At 44.3% G+C, this 19353-nt stretch carries 16 protein-coding genes; 5 read left to right on the top strand and 11 right to left on the bottom strand.

The window, feature by feature from the left end; translation table 11 throughout:
* Positions 1-2: 2 nt before the first annotated feature.
* The 3 genes from SHAL_RS06450 (at position 3) to SHAL_RS06440 (ending at position 1820) form a co-directional block, all read left to right on the top strand.
* Entirely contained in the window at positions 3-329 is a 327-nt protein-coding gene (locus tag SHAL_RS06450) for a DUF3325 domain-containing protein (RefSeq protein WP_150102066.1), read from the top strand.
* A 189-nt stretch (positions 330-518) separates the two neighbouring features.
* On the top strand, positions 519-1025 hold the full coding sequence (locus tag SHAL_RS06445) for a hypothetical protein (protein WP_012276364.1): 507 nt from the start codon (positions 519-521) through the stop codon (positions 1023-1025).
* A gap of 348 nt (positions 1026-1373) precedes the next feature.
* Complete coding sequence (locus SHAL_RS06440; RefSeq protein WP_012276363.1) at positions 1374-1820, top strand: OsmC family protein; 447 nt, start codon at positions 1374-1376, stop codon at positions 1818-1820.
* 83 nt (positions 1821-1903) lie between these two features.
* On the opposite strand, the gene SHAL_RS06435 is transcribed toward SHAL_RS06440, so the two are convergent.
* The 4 genes from SHAL_RS06435 to SHAL_RS06420 form a co-directional block, all read right to left on the bottom strand.
* Positions 1904-2488 (bottom strand): lipid-binding SYLF domain-containing protein, encoded by a 585-nt coding sequence (locus SHAL_RS06435; protein ID WP_012276362.1) that lies wholly within the window; start codon positions 2486-2488, stop codon positions 1904-1906.
* A 342-nt stretch (positions 2489-2830) separates the two neighbouring features.
* Complete coding sequence (locus SHAL_RS06430; protein WP_012276361.1) at positions 2831-3898, bottom strand: DUF2955 domain-containing protein; 1068 nt, start codon at positions 3896-3898, stop codon at positions 2831-2833.
* Positions 3888-5030, bottom strand: a complete 1143-nt coding sequence (locus tag SHAL_RS06425) for an HlyD family secretion protein (RefSeq protein WP_012276360.1) — start codon at positions 5028-5030, stop codon at positions 3888-3890. Before SHAL_RS06425 ends, SHAL_RS06430 begins: the two co-directional genes overlap by 11 nt.
* A 327-nt stretch (positions 5031-5357) precedes the next feature.
* Positions 5358-8636 carry a S41 family peptidase gene (locus SHAL_RS06420; RefSeq protein WP_012276359.1) on the bottom strand — a complete coding sequence of 1093 codons (3279 nt, stop codon included), beginning with the start codon at positions 8634-8636 and terminating at the stop codon, positions 5358-5360.
* A 334-nt stretch (positions 8637-8970) separates the two neighbouring features.
* Between SHAL_RS06420 and SHAL_RS06415 the strand changes: the two genes are divergently transcribed.
* Positions 8971-9387 (top strand): hypothetical protein, encoded by a 417-nt coding sequence (locus SHAL_RS06415; protein WP_012276358.1) that lies wholly within the window; start codon positions 8971-8973, stop codon positions 9385-9387.
* Between the two features lie 99 nt (positions 9388-9486).
* Here SHAL_RS06415 and SHAL_RS06410 read toward each other — a convergent pair whose 3' ends face one another.
* The 3 genes from SHAL_RS06410 to purE all read right to left on the bottom strand — a co-directional run bounded on the left by SHAL_RS06410 (position 9487) and on the right by purE (position 11415).
* Positions 9487-10053, bottom strand: coding sequence for a hypothetical protein (locus SHAL_RS06410; protein WP_012276357.1), 567 nt, complete (start codon positions 10051-10053; stop codon positions 9487-9489).
* Positions 10043-10600 carry a sigma-70 family RNA polymerase sigma factor gene (locus SHAL_RS06405; RefSeq protein ID WP_049763912.1) on the bottom strand — a complete coding sequence of 186 codons (558 nt, stop codon included), beginning with the start codon at positions 10598-10600 and terminating at the stop codon, positions 10043-10045. Before SHAL_RS06405 ends, SHAL_RS06410 begins: the two co-directional genes overlap by 11 nt.
* A gap of 311 nt (positions 10601-10911) precedes the next feature.
* On the bottom strand, positions 10912-11415 hold the full coding sequence (gene purE, locus SHAL_RS06400; RefSeq protein WP_012276355.1) for a 5-(carboxyamino)imidazole ribonucleotide mutase: 504 nt from the start codon (positions 11413-11415) through the stop codon (positions 10912-10914).
* A 352-nt stretch (positions 11416-11767) separates the two neighbouring features.
* On the opposite strand from purE, the gene SHAL_RS06395 reads away from it, so the two are divergent.
* Entirely contained in the window at positions 11768-13012 is a 1245-nt protein-coding gene (locus tag SHAL_RS06395; RefSeq protein ID WP_012276354.1) for a sensor domain-containing diguanylate cyclase, read from the top strand.
* Between the two features lie 102 nt (positions 13013-13114).
* On the opposite strand, the gene SHAL_RS06390 is transcribed toward SHAL_RS06395, so the two are convergent.
* The 4 genes from SHAL_RS06390 to SHAL_RS06375 all read right to left on the bottom strand — a co-directional run bounded on the left by SHAL_RS06390 (position 13115) and on the right by SHAL_RS06375 (position 18885).
* On the bottom strand, positions 13115-13732 hold the full coding sequence (locus tag SHAL_RS06390) for a transglycosylase SLT domain-containing protein (RefSeq protein ID WP_012276353.1): 618 nt from the start codon (positions 13730-13732) through the stop codon (positions 13115-13117).
* A gap of 124 nt (positions 13733-13856) precedes the next feature.
* Entirely contained in the window at positions 13857-14282 is a 426-nt protein-coding gene (locus SHAL_RS06385; protein ID WP_041416273.1) for a hypothetical protein, read from the bottom strand.
* Positions 14283-14299: 17 nt separating this feature from the next.
* The gene (gene gshA, locus SHAL_RS06380) at positions 14300-15868 is read right to left on the bottom strand and encodes a glutamate--cysteine ligase (protein WP_012276351.1); all 1569 of its coding nucleotides are present in this window, start codon (positions 15866-15868) and stop codon (positions 14300-14302) included.
* 179 nt (positions 15869-16047) lie between these two features.
* Positions 16048-18885, bottom strand: a complete 2838-nt coding sequence (locus tag SHAL_RS06375; protein ID WP_012276350.1) for a M16 family metallopeptidase — start codon at positions 18883-18885, stop codon at positions 16048-16050.
* Positions 18886-19353 lie beyond the last annotated feature (468 nt).

Genomic DNA, 19353 nt, shown 5'->3' with positions numbered 1-19353 from the left:
CCGTGATCTTAAGTCTTTTGGGGTTTAGCTATCTTGCATTTGGGTTATTAGCGCTGGCTATGTTTTCTCACTATCGAGATTCATTTGGTAAAGCGCCAAGCCCACAGCAAGCTAAATTACTGCATATTGCTGGTTGGGTAGGTATTACTGGTACGTATTGGGGCTGTATTACCAGCCAAGGCGCCACATATGGCAGCATCCTGTTTTTCGGTTTATTATCATTTGCAGGCCTGTTAGTCATATTAATGCTGAGTTATCGTGCTAAATTTCTGCCTTATTCAATGGCTATCAGTAGCCTATTTAGCACAATTTTGGTGTTAATAAACTAGTCGACAATTTGATTAGCGCAAGCATGATGTATAAAAGCCTTTTACTGTTCAGTAAAAGGCTTTTTATTATTTGTATTAGTAGCAAGCCTATTGATTATCAGCTCATCGCTTCGAAGATGGTTCAGCTTATGTACAGTAAAATGGCTTTAGAATATTAGTCAGATAAATCCAATCTATGACTGAGGTTCTATGCTTGTTTCACACTCTAATCCACTACCATTCAGTACCGAACAGACTCAAGTAAACCAGTCACAATCAAGCCTGTCGCAATCAAGCAAGGCCCCACAAGTTAGCAATGAGTCGCAGCTAACGAGTGTAAAGAGTCTCAACCCTACTCGGCAAACCTTACAACAAGATACTGTAACCCTTAGTCCTAGAGCGATAGAGCTTGCGAAGAAAAACCCTAATACTGATGATGTACAAATGCTACCGGCTGTCCCCGCATTACCAAATGAGGGCGAAAAAATTGAAGTCTATATAGAGTATAAAAAAGCAAAAATGCAGTATCAGATCTATTCAGACATGGCTAACATTGCCACTGGTAATAGCAATGCTGTATCTCCGACAACCGCATACTATCTATCAAATAACGAAGATGCACGTGCAGCAACGGTAAACGGAAAAGCTCAACAACAGCAAGTGGCAACTATGCAAACTTATGTTGATACCACTCAAAGCCTTAATGAATTGAATTAATAAAAGCTAGTCATATAAAATACTTGATGAACTACTTGCAAAAATAACGTTTAGAAACGCTTATTTAAAGTGATGATTCCCCCTAAAAAATGCTGTACCAAGAATCGATAAAATGGTCCCTATCATGCGTACCGCTTTCAGCACTTCTCAACCTTTCTGTCGCCAACTCCAAGATTAAGCCAATCACCTACTGTTGATTAAAATCAAATATCTATAGGCTTACCAAGAGTATGCTCCACGTTAGTTATTTGCATTTGCAACTTATTGACTTAAAGAGTTAGCTTAAACCGCTTCCCCCGAGTCATTAGTCATGCATTTGCATATTCATCTATTAGAAGAGTTAACAGTATGACTTTTAATATCAACCTCAGTTGGAGAGCCTCTGAGGAGCCTATTGCCGATCCCCAAAGCTTTTGCCGTGATCACCAAATTAGTTTTGGTAGCGGTCAGCAGATCCAAGCCTCATCCGCACCAGAATATAGCGGCAATGCGGCCAATGTTAACCCAGAAGAAAGTCTACTCGCAGCGCTAAGTGCCTGCCATATGTTAACCTTCCTAACCATTGCACACTTAAAACGCCTCTCCATAATATCTTATCAAGATAATGCCTATGCAGAACTCGGCAAGAATGAGGCGGGCAAAATCTTTGTGAGTAAGATAATCCTGCGTCCAGAGATCGAGTTTGCCACTGAAGTTGAGCAAGAAGTGCTTACTAAGATCCACGAAAAATCCCACAGCAACTGCTTTATCGCTAATAGCTTAAGCCCTGAAACTCAGTTTGAAATTAAGTACTAAGCTTAAATATTTGACTACCATGTAATTCAGGCATAAAAAAAGCTAGGTAACAACCTAGCTTTTTTGTTCAGATAGCTTAAGTGTTAGCCATCATTCTCAACGAAATCATCGCTAAAGTCAGTTTCCCAATACTTGTACCCTTGTACGGTGGCCTGAGCCGCAGCGCCCATCAAGTTAACTTGGTAGGTCTTTACACCTGATACATCAACCGACTGGTTTGCCGATGCCTGCTCGCCGCTGCCCTCATATTCGGCACTGGCCTCGGCTTGTGCTTGACCTTCATATCCCGACTCTTTAAAACGAGTCAATGCATCACGCTGACTAAAGGCTTGCACAAACGCCATCTGCTTCCAGCCAATACCAGCACCTACCCCACCCGTTGCGAAGCGATAATAGGAGAGCTTGCCACCTTCATGTAGCACACAGATCCCACCACCCGTCGATAAGGCAAACAGATAGCTATTACTACCAGTACATACTACGTAGCCAACAGAGTTTGCAACAGCCGTTTTAGCTGCAGGATGCTCGGTATAGATCTCCTGTAGTGCTGCCTGAGTCTCTTCTCTAGCATGCATTTTCTTAGCTTCAGGGGTATCACCTGTCGCACAACCTGCAAGTAGTACAGGTAGGGCTACTGCGGCTAATTTAAGTTTGCTTAGTCGAAACATAGTTTCATCCTTATCGGTAGATATTTATGAGTGGTCGATACACTCTCGTAGTATGTGGTGATCAAGAACCTGCGCTATTTAACATATAGCATATGAACCAAGTTATTGATTCAGTTATATATCATAATTTTGCTTAACCAATCCTTTATCAAGCTTTATCTCTGAGGTGCATACTCAATTAATCAAGGCTGCTTAGAAACAACCTCGCTATCGACTGCCTCACACTGTAAGTACTGGCCTCCATGTTATTGCTTATCACGACCTATTGATTGCCCTTTGGTGACATCATTATTAAACGAGTTGTTATTAACCTATAAAAAGAGGTTACCCCACGGCTTTGCTTTATAAGCTGTTGCGCTTTTTAAGAAACTTCCAATCTCTGGACTCTAAAAAGAAAGAAGCAAAAATCATATAAACGCCCACTAAAAATAGCTGTAAGATCCTAAGATAAAAGTTCACAGCCACATCTTTATCTGTCGATGATACCGTTGAGCCAACAACGACTAATAGCGCGGACAAAATGCCAGCATAGAGAGGCGCTTTAGCCGGGTCTGCGTAGATCTTTTGGCCGAAGAACAAGGCCGCTAACATCGACATGCCGATATAAAATTGGATCTCGGGCACTATGGTGAGTAAGTTATAAAATACAACTGCGAGTGCTCCCCCAATCCCATTAGTCACCAATAAAAACAGACTCACCTTCACGCTTTTTGCCCCAGCAGCCTGCAAAGACAAAATAGCGATAAATATCATGGTCAGCAGTGCGCCTGAGATTTCTAAGAAGTAAAAAAAACAGATCACAGGAAAAGCAATAATCAATGCGCGAAACGCCTCATGGGTTCGCTCATCATGACTCTGCTGTGCATCGGCTAATTGCTCTTTCTTAGGAGACAGGTCGGGAAGTAAGGCGTGCAGTAACGCAAATATCGCTACAGCGACTACACCAGAAAAACTTAACCCCACGCCAACCAGTATCGCGGCTCCGGGCTGCAGTAAACTCAAGTAAGGCAGTAGCAGCGTCGCCACAATGAAAATAGTGGCGAAGAAGTTCCATTTAGGGTCGCTAAACAGGTAGTAGCCCCATAGCATCATCATGGCGAGTAATGGCAATAACACCATAGGGTAATGAGTCGGACCAAAGCTCACTAACCAAGCCAAGCCGATAGTACAGATCATCGAGATAAGCAGCTCATACACTGTCTGCATTGTGGGCTCTTGCCTATCAACCAAAAACTTAGCCACAAATACCGGCACAATAAAAGCTAACGGCCAGGCCCAAATGGCTGACACTGCAACAGCAAGGCCTATCCCAAGGGTGAAACGCAATACCCTACGGGTGTATATCTCCTCTTCAGTCACACTGACTGCCGTATTTGAATCTGTGTGCACAGTTAGATGACTATCTGACATAGGAGAACCAGCTCACGAGGCGGATCCAGAACTTACCAAATAAATTTATAATACTGTTGTCGCTGGTGTAGACAATCACATCGGCTTGCCCACCGACACGCCTTAGGCCCACCGCTTCATCGGCAGGCAGTACGATCGTCACAGGGAAGCGCTGAGATTGACGCAACCAGCCTGTTTGACCCGACACCTGTGCCAGCTTGCCTGTTTGCTCACTCTGGCCCCAGTCGATACCGTAATCGATACTGCCTACTTTGGCTTTAAAGACTTCTCCTGGAGCATAATCGAGGGCAAACTCAACTTTGTCACCCGCTTTCATATTGCCTAAGCTGTTTTCTCTAAAATAGGCCTCAATCCACACATCTTCAGACGAGATAAAGGTCATCACAGGCTGGCCTGCACTGGCGTATATGCCCTCTTTTAGCCTAAAGTTTGACGCAACCCCATCGGTTGGTGCGGTGATTGATGTTCGTGCTAGATTAATCTGGGCTGTTTCTAAACTTAATAGCGCTGATTTAACATTGGTATTATTTTCCCCTTCCGCTCCTAAACGCTCCTGCGCCTTCGCCAGATCGGCTTTGGCACTCGCTACGCCAGCTTCAGCTTTTGTCAGCTCGGCTCGCGCATTATCGCCATCAGCCTGTGACATAACCGCCTTATCGACCATGGCAAAAATACGCTTTGACTGGACCTGTACATTTTTAAGGTTTGCCACAGCATTGGTCACTTTTGCTTGAGCGGCGGTCACATTGGCGGTCTGGGCGCCGACATTTTGTCCGGCTTTTTTTAGTGATTGCTCCGCTTGATGCAGCGCAATCTCATAATCTTGAGGATTAATTTTGGCAAGCACATCGCCTTGCCTTATTAGGGTGTTGGGTTCAACTAAAATATCGATTATCTCGCCGGACACTTGCGGACTAATAGGTACCACATAGCCGCGTATACGGCCTAAGTCCGTTGATGGGATAAATCTGTCAGCGATAAGGTGAAATACAAATAGAAAACTGACGACGATTAATATGATATTAGTCGCTTTACGGATTTTTGTGTTTTTCTGGTTTTCAGCCTGTTCGACCTCTTTACTGAGCTCATTTTTAGCGGCGTCATTCGCACTCACACCCTTTTCTTCCGTCATAGTCATCCCTTAAGTCGCCGATAAGCCTGTATCTAATTGCCATTAGTACAAGCGCTCAATATTGGTGTCGAATGACACGCTAATCACTGAACTATTTTTTAATCAGTTTAGTGCCTTAAACAGTTAACATTCAATACCTTTATTGAAATATTTAAGAAACCTTTCACCAATAAAAGCGCTTAAGATAATAGACTGATAATGATGAGTGACCAGTGCGAGTTTGGTAACGTAGATAAGAAAATGGACGTTATTAACTTATTGCTAATAACGTCCAAAACGACGGAGTTGCGCCAATATCAATGTAATATAGATTGGCGTAGCCTGTATTTAAAACGCCTTATGAACGTCTTCAGCCATCCCCTTTGTCGGCATAGGCTTTGGTTTTAACTCGCGAACGGGCTGCGCTTGCAAGGCATCCTTTAGATAGCTAATCGCTTTATCCAACTGCGCATCATGACCGCTAAATGTCGCATAGGGTAAGTTGTCGACCTCGATATCAGGGCTTACGCCCCGGCCTTCGATAATCCAACTGCCGTCCATCGCATACTGTGGATACTCGGCCACCCGCGCCATACCTTTGTCAGTTAGCGAGTTACGACCTGATAACCACACTCCTGCGCCTGCTGTTTGCTTACCGATTAACGGTGCGATGCCGAGCGCCTTAACTCCTGCCGAGAAGGTCTCGCCATCTGAGTAGGTAAGTTGATCGGTCAACACCACCAGCTGGCCTCTATAGGTCTGCTGCATATTACCGTTTGGCGTACCATGGGTCGGAGCCCAAAATGCCCATGTACGGCGCAGTAGTTTTTCAATGATCCAACTATCAATATTGCCGCCGCGATTACGGCGCACATCGATAATCAAACCATCTTTATCGATATTGGCATAAAACTCTCGGGCAAAGCTGGCGATATCCCCACTGCCCATGGCGTACAGGTGTAGATAGCCTATCTTGCCGTCACTGTTTTGGGTGACCTCATCACTATTGTGGCGCACCCAATCAATATACCGGAGCTTGGCATTTCTAGCCGCTGTGACAGGCAGAACTATGATCTGGTGGGTTTTACTGCCACGTTTAAGTGTCAGTAACACCTGCTTGCCATCTTGATTGCGCAAAAGCTTAGTCACATCGGCGAGATTGCTAAGTTTTTTCCCATTAATAGCCACAATCACATCACCGACTTTTGCGTCAACGCCCATCTGCATCAATGGGGCGGCCTGAGCAGGTAACTCGGGATCGCCTTGATAGATATGCTCAATAACTACGCCTGCTTTCGTTTGCTCCAATCGCGCCCCTAAGCTGGCAGATTTTGCTTTATCGGTATCTTTAGGTGTATCGCCACCGCGCACTTGAGAGTGCAGAGAGTCGAGCTCGCCCATCATCTGCATAAAGATATCATTGAGCTCATGTCTGTCTGTGAGTCTGTCGACCAAAGGCTGGTATTTAGCCTTGGTTGCCTGCCAGTCTAAACCGCGCATGTTTTTGTCATAGAAAGAGTCTCTATGCATCAGCCAGGCATCTTCAAACATCTGTTGCCACTCGGCTGCTGGCTCAATCGCAAGCTGCCATAGATTAGTTTGCACCTTGGCGTGGTTAAGCTCTTTAGGAAGCTTGTCACTGGCATCGACTATCAACATCTCGCTGCCTTGCTTAGACTGCTTGCGGATAAACAGCTTGCTGCCATCTTGAGACAGTTGGTACTCGCCAACATCTTTTGAGAACGTGTCAACTTTAGGACTTAGCGCATCGAACTTAACCACTTTAAGTGTCGACTTGCCACTCGTTGACCTGTCGAGGAGATAGAACTTATCTTTTGCCATCTGCAGCGAGTCATAGTTACCCGCAGCAATGGGGACTTGCCATAGTCGGCTAGATAAGCCGTCCCATTCGACCTCGGTTTCTACCTCATCGTTATCAGACTTTGATGGCTCAGACATCAACTCGTTAGGCTTTTGAAAGGCAAAGCGCGCATCTTCATTTAGGGCGATGGCAAACACTTGCGTGCGCTTATCAAACATCGGGCCTAAGTTTCTGTCTCCCCAAGGTGAGCTTGGGGTAGAGATAAACTGTCGATTAGACAGGAAATATAACCAGTCACCATCGGCGCTAAAGCTTGGTGAGAAAGACTCATATTTTTCACTAGTCAGAGATCCGCTGCGATCCTTCTTTAGCGAGTACAGCACGATTTGTGGCCGCGCCTTACCTATCTCAGCCTTCGTTAAAGCAATAAAACGACTATCGCCAGACCAGACGATATCGCCGTAGGGCCCAAGTCCTTCGCCTTGGGTGATAATTTTTTTATCGCTGCCCTTTTTAAGATCCAGCAACCAAACGTTGCCGTCGTAGTCATCATGGGCAAGGTAGCGGCCATCGGGAGACAGGTGTAGGTTAAGCCTTAGGCTTTTACCATCTTTAGTCAGCTGCTTAGCGTTATCACTGCCATCGGCGGCAAATTGCCATACTTCTTGCTCACCTGAGGCATCGCTAATACCGTAGATCCAAGCGCCGTCTTGACTCATTACCGCACTGCGAACACGGCTGTGTTTTGGCAATGCAATTTCAACTAAACGTTGGCCATCGGTACCCGCTATCGCAACATGACTTCGAGCGGTGATCACCACCCTGTCGCCCATGGGTGCTAACAGTGTCGAGGTAGCGTACTTCATCGGCTCTTTTACCCAATGCTCACGCTTTTGGGCAAAATCGGAAATAAGCTCAATATCGAGGGTCTGCTCTTCACCTGAATCAATTTCAAATAACTTGATATCGGCGCCCTGCTGAAACACGATACGGCCTTGATTTAAACGAGCCGTGCGAACTTGCCACTCTTTATAATGAGTGTGCTGCTTAATATCACTGCCATCAGTCGCCATCGACCAGATATTGTCATTACCATCACTGTCACTGATAAAATAGAGGCGCGATTGCCATAGCATAGGCTGTCTTACAGAGCCTTGATGAGACTGAGTCAGAGGCATCGCCTCTTGCTTGCTGCCTAATTTAAATTTCCACAGCTCGCCTTTAGCGCCGCCGCGATAAACCTTGGCGTTGTCCCCCGTTGTCTGCAATCCAAATCGAGTGAAATAAACATACTCGCCCTTGTCATCTATCGCACCTTCGATAGCATCGGCTAACGGTAGATCTGCAGTTATCAGGGTTTCGGGATCGACCGTTCTCAATACCCAGTAGTTCGCCGGACCGAAGGCATTATCCGTCGAGTAAAGCACTTTACCATCCGCAGTCCAACCTTGAACACGCACTCGACTATTTTCAAAGCTAACACGCTTAGCTTGCCCACCTGCAATAGGGATCACATAAACCTCAGATGAACCTTCATAGTTGGCGATATAAGCCACGTACTTGCCATCTTTAGAAATGCTTGCCCCAAACTCCTGCGCGGGTAAGCTCGTGAGACGTGTCGCTTGCGAGTCACCTAAAGACTGCGTCCAAAGATCGCCTTCCGCGGTAAAAACTAATGTCTGCTCAGCCAATGCAGGCGCACGAAAATAACCGGGTTTGACTGTGGACTCTGAGGCTAAAGAGGGATAAACATTAAAAGTGCCTAAGGCAAGCATGCAGCATGCAAGTGAGTGACGAAGTTTCATCTGAGCTACCAATCCTATTGTTTTTATTCTTAAACAAATTAATTTCGAGCAAATAAGGTAGCAAATTTTTCACAACGCAGCAGCAAAATACTCCCAAATAAGTATGAGCAAATGTGTTCATCGTAATTGATCGATCATAGATCTGTTGTTGATGGCCAAAGTTGGTGATAACCACTGAGGCTTAATTCATTTCAGCAGCTAACATACAAAAGCAACTAATTATCATGAGCGACTCATTCACAAAAAAGACTAATTCATAAAAAAGACTAGGCTTAAACAAACGCCTTGTTACGCAAAGGTCTGATACATACAACAACTGTCGATTGAGGTGTTAATGCCAGAAGAGTATATCCGTCCGTCACTTAAAGATGATACAAGGGTAAAACGAGCACTGGGTAATATGCCTAAGGTGCACGCTGATAGTTTTTCTGAGCTACAACTGCTCTATCTAAAACACGCGCTATCTAATAACCGATGGCAAAAACATATGGTCGATAGTCGCGGCAGCTTCTACCTGCCTTTTGTTGGCTGGCGTTTTTTCTATGTATTGCTGCTTGGCCGTAATAGACGCGCATATAGCCGCAAAGAGAAGCAAGTGTCATTAGCTCTGTTTGTGCTCTGTGTCGTGGGGTTTATCGTGATCAGCCTCGCGCTTGGCTTGTTACTGCTCTATCTGCTCAAATCAATGTTAGGTATTGACCTTTTTGAGGGGACGTCACTGGGGATCTGGGACTGGTTCCAAGCCCTTTAAGTTTGACGATTTAAAGCGCCATCCCCAAAAAAGCTCTAAAAAAGCCCGCAAAAGCGGGCTATGTTCTGGTGTCTTCAATCGGTACTATCAGAAGGGGCTTTAATGGCCTGACATCACCGCCTTTTTTAGCGTTAAGTACCTTGTATTTAACGGATGGCTTGCCTCTAATAACTGCGGTGTTTGCTCTGCCAACTGCTTAAGCAAACGATAGGCTTCTGCTATCTCTTTCTCCCGGATCAGTCGCTCGATATTGTTCAGTTGCGCCGTTAAATCTGCATCCACAGATCCTGACTCATTACCCTGCACTGCCTGAGTGGCTTTGTGATCCAAGTGCTCATCCGTTGGGTTAGGACTGTCCATCGAGCGCATCATCTGTGGCTTAGGTGGAGACGACATCATCACGGGCCCCCCTTGCTCTATACTATCGCCATTTTTCATCGCTGGATTTATCACAAAAAGTGTCACTACCACCAACACCGAGGCAGCAGAAGATAATGGCCAGCGATATTTGCGCCAAAAAGACTGACTCTGCGTAGGTTTGGCAACTTGGCTACGCGCCATATTGAGGATCTGCTCATCAAGCTCAGTTGAAGGCTGCTCCTTATCGATTTTTTGATAAAGCGACTTAATCTCAGCTTTAACGGCTTCATGCTCTTTATCTGTCATGCTCAGCTCCTTGCCATTTCAAGTCTACGCAATCTTTAAGTCCCTTATAGGCATAACGAATTCGACTCTTTGTCGCTTCTAAAGTTACTCCGGCTATATCGGCGATAATCGCTGCGGTAAAACCCATCTCGATATTGAGCAGAAATGCCTCTTTCTGCACTTGTGGTAAATTCGCCACACAGCCTTTCAGCAGAGTCGACTTTTGTTTATCTAACATCTGTTCTTCAGGATTAAAATCATCGTTACTGAGTTGAGCCTCCGCGTCTTGCTCCGGTTCAAACACCTCACTAAAATTATTTACCGGCTTAACGGCTCTTACGTGATCGATAATAAGGTTATGAGCGATACGATACAGCCAAGTGGTAAATTTGGCGCTGGTTTCGTAACTGCTGGCTGCCTTTATCACTCGGCTCCAAGTCTCTTGATAAAGATCTTCTGCCAACTGTTGATCATAGATTTGACGAACGAAGTAGCGGTATAGCGGACCTTTGTGCTTTCGGTAAAGTAACTCAAACGCTCGAGCACTGCCGGCTGCATATTGCAACATCAAGGCTTGATCGACATCGACCTCATTGGACGATTCGACTGAGGGCAAGGGTTGCTCCACGGTATTTTCCTAAACTAAAATTATCTAATTATTAAGTCTGCATTGAGCACTAAGTTTTGTCTAGTTTAATCCCCGTCTCTACATCTGCCTCTTTGGGGAACAAAAGAGAAACGTAAAGCCCGGTTATATGATGAGTCATTGTAAGAATGGGAGTTGAGATAAGGAGGTAAAATGCAAACAGATCAAACAAAAATGCCACCTAAAAAATTTTCTAGGCGGCATTTGATGTCGACAGGCAAATGCCTGTTTAATTAAGCTAGTTTAGCTTGTAGCGCTGCATCTTTAGCTTGAACGGCTTCAGCAGACTTAGCACGTTCTTCTTTAACGGCTACAGCCAGTGCTTCATCACCAACAGCTAACATTTGTGCCGCTAGATAGCCAGCGTTCTTAGCACCAGCACTACCGATAGCAACGGTCGCTACAGGGACGCCGCCAGGCATCATTACTGTTGATAAAAGCGCATCGTGGCCTTTTAGTGGACCACAATCAATTGGCACACCAATAACAGGGCGAGTAGTAATACCAGCAACAGCGCCAGCTAGGTGCGCAGCAAGACCTGCAGCACAAATAAAGACTTTACAACCCCGCGCTTCAGCATCGGTTACATAAGCATGGGTCGCGGCTGGCGTACGGTGCGCTGAAGTGACCTTTGCTTCAAAGTTGATTTCGAAAGTTCTAAGCACATCGAGGGTGGCTTGCATTGTGGGCAGATCTGAATCAGATCCCATTAATACTGCAACAAATGGTTTGCTCATTTTAAGTCCTTGAGTAGGGCGGTACATTATTATAATTGCGCGCATTATAATGAAAATTAGCACGCTTAGTAAACAGACTTCCCCCAAGCCTGCGGCGTAATTATCCCTAAGCTTTAACTCAACTGCAAATAACTTATTAATACATATGTATAACAAACAAGTAAAATAAGTTCTGGCAAAACAAATAGCCAAGGTGGCTTTTTCTGTGAAAGAGCAAGTACTGAGCCATAAGCCGGCTCCTAACAATAAATGTTACCTAGATCCCACAATCAAAATCCACTCACAGAGCTCCATTAAAACTAATTTAACTATTGATATAATGATTAACTTTGTCCGTGGTTTTTAATAAATAATGCTCATTAAAGATAGCTTAAAGAGAAAAAAAATAGACTCAATGGGGCTAAAAACGCACCTAGCGCTTGTAAGCGTCCCTATGCTATTACTGCTTGTCTGCTGGGAAGGCCTACTTAATATTAATGCTACTTTTTCTCTTGCATTCATCGCAGTTATCTACCTTATCGGCTACGGCCTGAGCTATAACTTTCATCAGCGCCGGTTAAATCGTCTGTGGAAGCATCTACAACAAGTTATTCACCTCAATAATACGACCTTCGAACTGGTTCATATTGCTAACCAATACCCAGATGAAGGTGAGTTTTTAAATGCCTTATTAGCTAAAGCGCTCAATAGCATTGATGCGGCCGAGATGGGTTCAATTATCAAAGTGAATAATGATACCGAAGAACTCTATTTCGAATCGGCCATAGGTATCGATATAGAAAAGCTAAAAAAGATTAACCTCAAGCTTAAAGAATCATTCCAATATCGATTTACAAAAGGTCGCTGTGATCGGGTGGTCGTAATTAATAACATGGCGAATATTAACGCCCACAGCACACTTGAACCGACTGACCAACAAGCATTACTCATGACACCCGAAGCACCAATAAAATCGACCCTGTCGAGCCCTATCCATATCGACGGTAAACTTTATGGCATGCTTAATTTAGATAGCGCCAAGCTCAAAGCCTTTAGCCATTACGATAGAAACTTGGCAGCAGTTTTAACCCATGAGGCCGCTAATGCGATTGCCCTTTATCAAAAGTCCCGTCAAATTAGTCACTTGGCGAACTTCGATAGCTTAACTCAGCTGTATAACCGTCAACGTTTCGAGGCTGGCGAGCAAGAGTGGCAAATAAATTCGGATTTAGGCAGCTACCTAGTCATCTTAGATTTAGATAACTTGAAAGCCATTAATGACACCATGGGTCATCAAGCGGGTGATAAGGCATTACAAGGTTTAGCCGCTGCTCTTAAGCAGCAATGGCACCTGAAACACTTGGTTGCACGGTATGGTGGCGATGAGTTTATTGCCCTATGTCATGGACCACTCGGCCAGATTGAGGACGACCTTAAGCAGATCCGGCGAACTCTGGCAGAGCAGTATGCCTGCGAAATCGCCTCAGAGGATCAGAATGCAGATGTTAAAGTGGAGTTTAGCGTCGGCATCGCCAAATACTGTGGAGATTGGAACAAATGCTTTAAAGCTGCTGACGATTATATGTATCAAAATAAGCGGTTAAATCGACAAGACTAGCTCTATAGTCATAGATGCGAGCACTGCGACAACCAGAAGCTTGACGAAAATTTGAGAAAAAAGCCTCTACAGATGTAGAGGCTTAGTCAGATTAGTCAGTCACTATCCAAAGAAGAGTCGCCATAGCCAAGAGGAGTCTAGATCTTCCTGACATTGCCGGTATTGCGCCGCGTAACGCTTAGAGCGTGCATCAACCTTACCAGCAACCTTGATCAACCAGGCTTTTTGGTTATAGGTTTTGCGTTTATAACCGCCCCAACCTTCGTGATAATTCAAGTATTGGTTGCGAGCATCCCACTTAGACACACCATTGATTTTGTGTGTTTTGTAAATAAACCAACCCATAAAATCCATCGCATCATCAAAATTACTGCGACTCGACCATGAGTTACCAGTCTCTTTAACATAGTCATCCCAGGTCATGGTTTTCGCCTGCGCGTAACCGTAAGCATCACTTGCACGACCGATTGGAATAAATCCCAAAAAGTATTCCATTGGTGGTGCAGCATTATGCTTAAAAGAGCTCTCTTGATACATCATGGCCAAAGGGATATGAACTGGCACTCCCCACTTTTCGCGGGTGTCTTTAGCGGCGCTATACCAAGAGCGATTCTCAGTATAAATAGAACAAAGATTCTCAGGATCTTTTGGTGGAGGGGTGGCGCACCCTGTCAAAAGGGTTGCAAGAATAACAGTCGCAAATAATGCAGGCCAATTCATAAAAAAGAATACCAATAGACAGTGATAGCAAAGCGTTAGTGTCACATTGATAGCGTAAAGATGCAATTAAGCTTTTAGAGAATTGTGTTACAAATCAAGTGGGATAAAGCTGAGACTATAACGGCTAACGCTCCGATTCAAATTCACAATCATGAGCTTCTTGTTGCCAAACTTCTGGCTGCCAAAAGCTATTATCATTACCGCGATAAACTTTGTCGACATTAAACTTGGCGCCAATATGATAGCGCTCATTATGTGCCACATTCACCGTAAGCTCTTTAGGTGTACGGGCAGCAAGCTTAACCTTCAAGCTCGGAGCATCGATTAACTCAGCAAGGGTGAAGGTATGTTTACCCACGCTTAAGCGGTAATAAGGTTTAGAGATAACCGGCTTTCCATCAAGGTGAGTCACCACGACGCGATAAATATCAGCGCCGTGATCGGGTTCCATATACGTAGCAACTGTCCCGCACTGATTAGCGGTATCGGGTTGTGTCGCACAGCCCGATATTAGCAACGCCAATGCGGCAACACTCACTACGCTTTTCAACCCCAGAGTCCCCAACGTTATGCCTTAAAATAGTCAGCTAAAAAATCATCAAAGCTCACGCTAGGCTCAGCTTCTAACCTAGCTTGTTTCTCAAGTGATGCTTGTGCGTCCTGCTCATAGCGCATTGTCACAGCCTCTGATAAAGGATAGCCTTTTAGCTCTTGATGGTACTGCTCTGCAAGCTGTAATACCCAATCACCATGATCAATTTGGTTGTCTTTAAGGCCTTTAATAATTTGGCCCGACAGAGTTGCATCAGGATCGTTGACGGCCTTCTGCCACTTAGCAAGTGCGACTTGGTAATCGTCTTGCCCTTCATCATCAAGTAATTTAGCGATATCGTTTAGATTACCAAATAGTGACTCAAGCCAGCCACTTAGACTCACCTCTTCACCTGCACGAGTTAATTTAAGCCCAGGTTTGCGTCCCTCTAACACCACGGCTTGCAAGTTAGCGGCAATCTCAGCCTCTTCACTTGCATCTGATGCTGGTGATGGCTGCAATAAGCAATTCAATAAGAACAAGTCAAGGAAACGAATTTGTGACTTTTCAATACCTACAGCACTATAAGGGTTAACATCTAATGCTCTAACCTCAATATACTCAACCCCCGCACGAGCAAGCGATTCTGAGGGCTTTTCGTTACCTTTTGCTACACGTTTCGCACGAATTGGGGAATAGAATTCATTTTCTATCTGTAAAATATTGGCATTGAGCTGACGATACTCACCATCAACTTTGACACCAATTTTTGCGAACTTAGCCGAAGGCATATTAATCGCTGATTTCATTCCTTCCAAGTAACAAGCTAAGCTATTGTAACTAATATTTAAGTTGTCTTGCTCTTGGTTGGTATAGCCTAAGTCGCTCATACGCAATGAGGTCGCATAAGGCAGATACAAGGTGCCGTTACCAATGACTTCAAAAGGAAACTCATTGGTCTTTGGATCTTGGATAAATGTGCTGCACAGCGCTGGTGATGCACCAAACAGGTAAGGTAGCACCCAGACTAGACGGCGATAGTTACGAATAAGACCGAAATAAGACTCAGAGATAAACTCCTCTAAACTTAAAGACGTGTCCGATAATTCGTACAATCTGTTCCAGAGTTGGTCTGAAACAGAGAAATTAAAATGCACTCCTGAAATAATTTGCATCTGTGCACCATATCGATAAGTCAGCCCTTTTCGATATAAACGCTTCATTTGTCCGGTGTTAGAGCTGCCATAATCAGCAATAGGAATATCGCCTGCGTCCCCAAGGTAACACGGCATACTAACAGGCCACAGGCGTTGACCGTTTAAATGACGCACACTATAGGCATGAGTTAAGGTCAGATCTTCGACTAATTCATCGATATCTTCAAAAACAGGAGTAATAAACTCAAGTAGAGACTCGCTATAATCAGTGGTGATCCGCGAATGCATTAATGCCGACCCTAGCGCTTTTGGATGCTTATCCAACGCCAAGTGACCCGACTTTTCAATTCTTAACGCTTCACGCTCAATACCTCGGTGCATTGATTTTAGCGCTTGACGACTTGCCGCATCCGACAGCTTGCCTACTAATTCATTGAAAGGTTTCAATATATTACTCTCTAGTACGTGACTTTAACCCATATAGCATGTCAGTCAGACCCGCTATAGCCAACTTAAATTTCAAGTCGTACCAAATTAGCGTTTTTTACAACTGCCACCATAATAAACGATGAGATGATGCCATAGATTTGGCATCATCTCATGGATATATGGACTAACTCAGTCTTTTACAACTGTAAAATTTCAATTGGGTAACCAAGTGTTGATAATTCAGGCTCAATTTTAGCCCTATCACCTACCACTAAAATAACCATATCGTCCAAATTCAACTGTTCTTTAGCCAACTGATTCAGCTCATTTAGGCCAATACTGTTCGTTATCGCCGTTTGTTGCGTACTATAGTTATCGTCCAAATTATAGCGTTGAATATTACGCATCAAGCCTGCTTTTTGATAAGGTGTCTCATAATCGAGTGCTTTTGACTGTGAAATAGAGCTCTTCATAAAGTCTAGCTCTTTTTCCGTCATCCCAGCCTCTTGAAAAGCATTAATCTCTTTAATAAACTCGATCAATGCCTTGGTCGTCACATCGCTACGCACGCTAGCCGTTGCTTGGTAAAAGCCCAACTCTGGACCACCAGAGAAATAGCTTCTTGCGCCATAGGTATAACCTTTATCTTCACGAAGATTGAGGTTAATTCGGCTATTAAATGCACCGCCTAGTGGATAGTTCATCAAATATGACTTATAGAACTCACCCGTTGCATCAAATTTAAGTCCGCGCTTACCTATCTTAATCACAGATTGCGCCGCTTCAGGCTTATCTACGATATAGATTTTTCCACCTTCAAACTTAGGCAGCTCAGCAAGTTTAGGTAACGGTGTTGCAGCACCTTTCCAACTTGAAAGCGTAGCAAGCTTTGTTAGCATCTGTGCTTCATTCAAACTACCTACCGCCACAATTTGCGCATTCCCGGCAGTATATTGCTTTTTATAGAAGGCCTTAACGTCATCCAAAGTCATTGCAGAAACAGTTTCAAGCGATCCACCAGAGCTAACACCAAATGGGCTATTTTCACCATATAACAAGCTGCTAAAGGCCGTTGATGCCAAATAGTTAGGCTCGGTGAGTTCACGCTGTAAATGCTGTAATTTTTGCTGCTTCACTCGCTCAAAGTCAGCAGCGGTAAAGCCTGGCTCAAATAGCTTTTCTTGTACAATCGCCATGGTCTTATCGAGGTTAGCCGTTAATGATGAGATCTTAACTTGGCTTTGATAACCACTAGCACTGAAGCTCACATTGCTACCTAGCATCTCTAACGCTTGCGTTAACTCTTCAGAGCTACGCTTTTGACTCGACTCGTTCATCATGGCAGCCGTCATACCAGCCAGCCCAGCTTGGTTTACATCGAGTAGACGATGGCCACCATTGAGGTAGATCACGATTTCAACCGTTGGTGTTTCTGTCGTCTGAGTACCGATAACCTCGATATTATTGGCAAGCTGACCTTTCCAGAGCTCAGGCATAGTCAACACTGGCGTAGCTCCTGCCGCTGGAATAATGCTTCTATCGAATGCAGAGCTGATCTGTGGCTTAATATCTAAGCTTTCAACTGCAACACTGGCAACCTTTTCAGCAGGTGGTACAAAGTTATCCGCTTTAGCTATCAGCTGAGTCTGCCCTTGAGGCACAACACTCATTACCACCATGGGCTTGTCTTTGATGTATTTGTTAAATACCCGCATCACATCTTCTTTGGTGACGTTTGCATAACGCGCTAAATCAAAGCCAATCATGTCTGGGTTGTCAGAGAAAGTTTCATTAAAGGCAAGACTAGCGACCTTACCTTGTACGCTTTGCAGCCCAAATATCGTGCCCGCTTCAAAGTTTACTTTAACTTTTTCAAGATCATCATCAGTTACGCCGCGCTTTTCAAACTCAGTAATTGAGTCTCGCATCGCTTGCTCAAGTTCAGCTAAATTGCCGCCACGAGCTGGGTTTGCTAATGCATACATAGAGAACTGACAGGCCAACTCTTGGCAAGGGTGGCTCACTCCAGCCTGTACCGCAAGGCCATCTTTGACTAGGTTTTTATAAAACAGTGATGTTTTACCACCACCTAAAATATTAGATAGCAGATCCAACGCCGCTTCATCTTCATGGCGTGCATAAACGGTTGGCATTCCAATACGCAGTAGTGGTAAGTGAACCCTGTCCTCCATCGATAGGTAACGAGTTTCATCAAGAGTCACCAACTCTTTTACTGGTGCATCGACAGCTGGGCCAGCTGGAATTTCACCAAAATACTTATTCACCCAGGCAAGGGTTTGCATCTCGTCAAAGTCACCACCTATGGTTAAGGTCGCGTTATTTGGTCCATACCAGCGCTGGAAGAAGTGCTTCACATCCTCAACATCTGCGCGATTTAAGTCTTCTGGCCAGCCGATCACTGGCCATGAGTATGGGTGACCTTGTGGGTAAAATGCTTGGTTGAAACGCTCGCCCATGCGGCCATATGGACGATTATCGATACGCTGAGCGCGCTCGTTTTTAACGGTTTCGCGCTGTACTTCAAACTTTTCTTCAGTTAAAGCGGGCAAGAAAAAGCCCATACGATCTGATTCTAACCAGAGCATTTTTTCAAGCTGATTATTGGGGACCGTTTCGAAATAGTTAGTTCGGTCGGTATTCGTGGTGCCGTTTAGCGTACCGCCAGATTCAGTCACCATCTTAAAGTGTTGCTCATCACCAACATTTTGTGAGCCTTGGAACATCATATGTTCAAACAGGTGGGCAAAGCCTGAGCGCCCTTCTAATTCACGGCCTGACCCCACATGGTAGGTCACATCCACATGGACCAAAGGATCGGAGTGATCTTCATGTAAAATAACCGTCAAACCATTAGCCAGTTGGTATTTTCGGTAAGGGATCCCTACTTGCTCTCCACTAAAGCTTACCGTTTCAACTAGCGTTACCCCTTCTGGTAGAGATGTTTCGCTCTGTTGCTGTCCTGCGCACCCCATTAATGCAGCGCTAACGGCCGCTGCTAATATCCATTTTTTCAATGACTCTCTCCTTTTTCCAACTGGCTGTTTTTTCTAACATTGACCATGTTGTTTATTAATCCAGCTAGTATTACCTACTACAGATAAAACAACCAGCATTGAAGTTTGAATTAATTTGCCATCAAACCTGTGGTTTTTTATAACAATTAATGGCAAAAAACGTATTAGTTATCGACTATGACATCTGGCTGTAAGTTCCTTAGCATATGAATTAACACTTTTTTTCACACCTCCAACCCAAACAAGCCTACAATGTTGCAACAGAGTTAAAAATTAAAGTTATTAAAACAAACTCTCTTATCACAATAAGTTATAACAAAATCGGTTTGTGATGCCAGTATCACTATCTATAGAATGAACGGCAACTGGGTAACTATATGTAAATATTGATAGCGATTGCCTAAAACTAACACTGGAGTGAACAAAGATTCACCCGTAAAGTAACTTTAGAAAACTAAAATAGTTGGA

The sequence above is a fragment of the Shewanella halifaxensis HAW-EB4 genome, assembly GCF_000019185.1.
Classification (GTDB): Bacteria; Pseudomonadota; Gammaproteobacteria; order Enterobacterales; family Shewanellaceae; genus Shewanella; species Shewanella halifaxensis.
The sequence above is the reverse complement of the archived record's forward strand: the minus strand, read 5'-3'. Positions and strand labels throughout refer to the sequence as shown.

Excerpts from the sequence above, each read along its gene's own strand:
- SHAL_RS06445 (WP_012276364.1), top strand. The coding sequence starts at position 519 with ATGCTTGTTTCACACTCTAATCCACTACCATTCAGTACCGAACAGACT.
- SHAL_RS06440 (WP_012276363.1), top strand. The coding sequence starts at position 1,374 with ATGACTTTTAATATCAACCTCAGTTGGAGAGCCTCTGAGGAGCCTATT.
- SHAL_RS06435 (WP_012276362.1), bottom strand. The coding sequence starts at position 2,488 with ATGTTTCGACTAAGCAAACTTAAATTAGCCGCAGTAGCCCTACCTGTA.
- SHAL_RS06430 (WP_012276361.1), bottom strand. The coding sequence starts at position 3,898 with ATGTCAGATAGTCATCTAACTGTGCACACAGATTCAAATACGGCAGTC.
- SHAL_RS06425 (WP_012276360.1), bottom strand. The coding sequence starts at position 5,030 with ATGACGGAAGAAAAGGGTGTGAGTGCGAATGACGCCGCTAAAAATGAG.
- SHAL_RS06420 (WP_012276359.1), bottom strand. The coding sequence starts at position 8,636 with ATGAAACTTCGTCACTCACTTGCATGCTGCATGCTTGCCTTAGGCACT.
- SHAL_RS06415 (WP_012276358.1), top strand. The coding sequence starts at position 8,971 with ATGCCAGAAGAGTATATCCGTCCGTCACTTAAAGATGATACAAGGGTA.
- SHAL_RS06410 (WP_012276357.1), bottom strand. The coding sequence starts at position 10,053 with ATGACAGATAAAGAGCATGAAGCCGTTAAAGCTGAGATTAAGTCGCTT.
- SHAL_RS06405 (WP_049763912.1), bottom strand. The coding sequence starts at position 10,600 with ATGTTGCAATATGCAGCCGGCAGTGCTCGAGCGTTTGAGTTACTTTAC.
- purE (WP_012276355.1), bottom strand. The coding sequence starts at position 11,415 with ATGAGCAAACCATTTGTTGCAGTATTAATGGGATCTGATTCAGATCTG.
- SHAL_RS06395 (WP_012276354.1), top strand. The coding sequence starts at position 11,768 with ATGCTCATTAAAGATAGCTTAAAGAGAAAAAAAATAGACTCAATGGGG.
- SHAL_RS06390 (WP_012276353.1), bottom strand. The coding sequence starts at position 13,732 with ATGAATTGGCCTGCATTATTTGCGACTGTTATTCTTGCAACCCTTTTG.